The following is a 2,386-nucleotide window of genomic DNA, read 5'->3' as shown; positions in this document are numbered from 1 at the left end:
CGCTGGAGGCGATTGTCCGCCATTTTTCGCAACCGTCCCTGAACCGCGTCATCGACAGCCTCGAGCGTGCGGCCGCCGCCGACGAGTTCGCGGCAAAGACACTGGCGACGATCCGCACCCGCTCGCCGACCAGCCTGCGCGTCGCCTGGCGGCAGATCAGCGCCGGACTGACGCTGTCCATGGAAGCCTGCATGAAGATGGAGTTCCGCATCCTCAACCGGATGCTCGCCGGCCATGATTTCTACGAAGGCATCCGCGCCGCCATCATCGACAAGGGCTCGAAGCCGCAATGGCGGCCGGCAAGCCTCGCTGCGGTCAGCGAAGCGGATGTCGATGCCTATTTCGCGCCGCTCGGCGAACGGGAACTCTTGATATGAGCGAGGTGACCTCGAGGCGCGTCGTGCTGCAGCCCTCCGGGGTGGAGGTGATCTTCGCCTGGTTCCAGCGCGTCATATCGGGCTATTGCCTGCTGTTCGGCATTCTCTACTGGATCAGGTTGATCGGCTTTTATCCGGGTACGCTGTGGCGGTTCGACCTGATGCCCGTGCACTGGCAGGTCGCTGCGGTGGTGCTCGCCGTGTTCTTTCCCTTTGCCGCTGCCGGCCTGTGGATGCTGGCGTCCTGGGGGCCGGTGATCTGGTTCATTTGCGCGGTGACCGAGACGGTCATGTATGCCGGCTTTCCCGAGCTATTCGGCCACCGCTTGCTGATTGTCGCCTCGCATGCGGCGGTGGCGCTGCTCTACATCGTCTTCCGTGTCGTCATCTACCTGCAGAAGCGCCCGGTCCGCCACTAAGCCGTTGAACCCATTGGCGGCCCCACTGTCGCCTCGAATGAGCTCCGCAATCGTTGCCGAAATCTTTAGGTTAATTATCCTTGCTCGGGTGACCGTTCGTTAAGCCTCTTCCGAAACCTCTTACCGGTAAGCTCTTGTTAGCCCTAGCGTTTAAGTCGAATTTTATGAGTATTCGATAGTGTCGCGATCAAGGTGAAAAACAAAAAATCACCAGGGCGACAAACGAGAGGCAAAGACAATGATCAATTCGCGTCCGGCGGCGAAGACCGCCAACGTATCCGACGATCGCCGCGAGGCTATCCGTTCCCTGTACATGGAATCGCTGCAGCTTGTTGAACGGCTGCACCGCCGCCTGCTTGATGTGATCAAGGACGAATTCGACCGCAACGGCCGTTCCGACATCAATGCCATCCAGGCGCTGCTGCTGTTCAATATCGGCAATTCCGAGCTGACCGCCGGCGAACTGCGCTCGCGTGGCTACTATCTCGGCTCGAACGTCTCCTACAATCTGAAGAAGCTGGTCGATCTCGGCTTCATCAATCACCAGCGCTCGCGCATCGACCGCCGTTCGGTCCGTGTCTCGCTGACGCCGAAGGGCAACGAGGTGGCGGAGGTCGTTGCCGGCCTCTACGAGCGTCATGTTGGCTCGATCGAGCAGGTCGGCGGCATCAACACCGACGAGTTCAAGCAGATGAACCGTGCTTTGCAGCGGCTCGACCGCTTCTGGAACGACACCATCGCCTACCGGATGTAAGGCGCCGCATCGGATCCGGCCCGCGCCACAGAAACGCGGCCGAAATATCGACCTTCAGTCAGGGCCGGTGCCGAGAGGCATCGGCCTTTTTCTAGCGACTGACGGCGACTTGAGTTCATCTGTTTGTCGGCTGACCGCAACCCCGTGGGCCACGCTTTGCTTTCGCTTCCACAATGCCTAATGTCGCCGCACAAGGGGGCATGATGGGTCGAAGCAGGCGTTTCAAGATCTGTTTTGTCGCGGCGGCGCTACTGCTTGCGTCAGAAACGGCTTTCGCCGAGGAATGGTGGAAGGATGCCTTCGCCATGGAAGGCAGCAGCCCGTGCGACGGCAATGACTCCAGAGTGACGTTCACCGATAAGTCGGTGGAAATGTGGGAAGTCGGCTGCACAATCGACAAAGTCCAGAAGATCAAAGGCCTGGACGCCGTCATTTTGGACCTGACTTGCTCGGACGATACCGACAGTGTGGAAAAGAGGCGGGCGCTGCTGCTCAAACTCGATGACAGCAAGATATTGCGTTACCCTGAGAACCAAGTGCTGCAACGATGTTCCGAGTTGGAGGCTCCGGGTTCGAAGCCTTGAGCCAGGGTCGTTCGCGGCTGGCTGCCGGTCCTGCCGCGCGGCAGTCGACCCCATGTCGGCGACGGCTCCGACCCGATACCCAAAAGCATCGGTCCGTCCTTTTCGGAATGCCGGTCAGTCGGATTCGGGCGCTAGGCCACGTTGCCGCCATATTCCAGTGGAACCGAGAGTGGCAGTGATGCTGGTGTGAAGACCATGCGTTCACCCACAATCCGTATCGCGCCTGGGCGCTGTCACACCAGGGTGATACGG

Annotated in this window: 4 protein-coding genes; all 4 read left to right on the top strand. The window is 60.1% G+C overall.

What is annotated here, in order from left to right:
* Positions 1-377, top strand: a 377-nt coding sequence (locus EN906_RS31100; protein WP_164777498.1) for an enoyl-CoA hydratase/isomerase family protein, incomplete at its 5' end; no start/stop codon positions are given.
* Positions 374-796 carry a DUF6163 family protein gene (locus EN906_RS31095; protein ID WP_127272646.1) on the top strand — a complete coding sequence of 141 codons (423 nt, stop codon included), beginning with the start codon at positions 374-376 and terminating at the stop codon, positions 794-796. The genes EN906_RS31100 and EN906_RS31095, both read left to right, overlap by 4 nt.
* A gap of 238 nt (positions 797-1,034) precedes the next feature.
* The gene (locus EN906_RS31090) at positions 1,035-1,550 is read left to right on the top strand and encodes a winged helix DNA-binding protein (RefSeq protein ID WP_008875359.1); all 516 of its coding nucleotides are present in this window, start codon (positions 1,035-1,037) and stop codon (positions 1,548-1,550) included.
* Positions 1,551-1,723: 173 nt separating this feature from the next.
* On the top strand, positions 1,724-2,134 hold the full coding sequence (locus EN906_RS31085) for a hypothetical protein (RefSeq protein WP_236383325.1): 411 nt from the start codon (positions 1,724-1,726) through the stop codon (positions 2,132-2,134).
* The last annotated feature ends 252 nt before the right edge of the window (positions 2,135-2,386 follow it).

The organism is Mesorhizobium sp. M7A.F.Ca.CA.004.06.1.1 (genome assembly GCF_003999135.1).
Taxonomy (GTDB): domain Bacteria; phylum Pseudomonadota; class Alphaproteobacteria; order Rhizobiales; family Rhizobiaceae; genus Mesorhizobium.
The sequence above is the reverse complement of the archived record's forward strand: the minus strand, read 5'-3'. Positions and strand labels throughout refer to the sequence as shown.

Coding starts and splice junctions, on each gene's coding strand:
- EN906_RS31095 (WP_127272646.1), top strand. CDS start 374: ATGAGCGAGGTGACCTCGAGGCGCGTCGTGCTGCAGCCCTCCGGGGTG.
- EN906_RS31090 (WP_008875359.1), top strand. CDS start 1,035: ATGATCAATTCGCGTCCGGCGGCGAAGACCGCCAACGTATCCGACGAT.
- EN906_RS31085 (WP_236383325.1), top strand. CDS start 1,724: ATGCCTAATGTCGCCGCACAAGGGGGCATGATGGGTCGAAGCAGGCGT.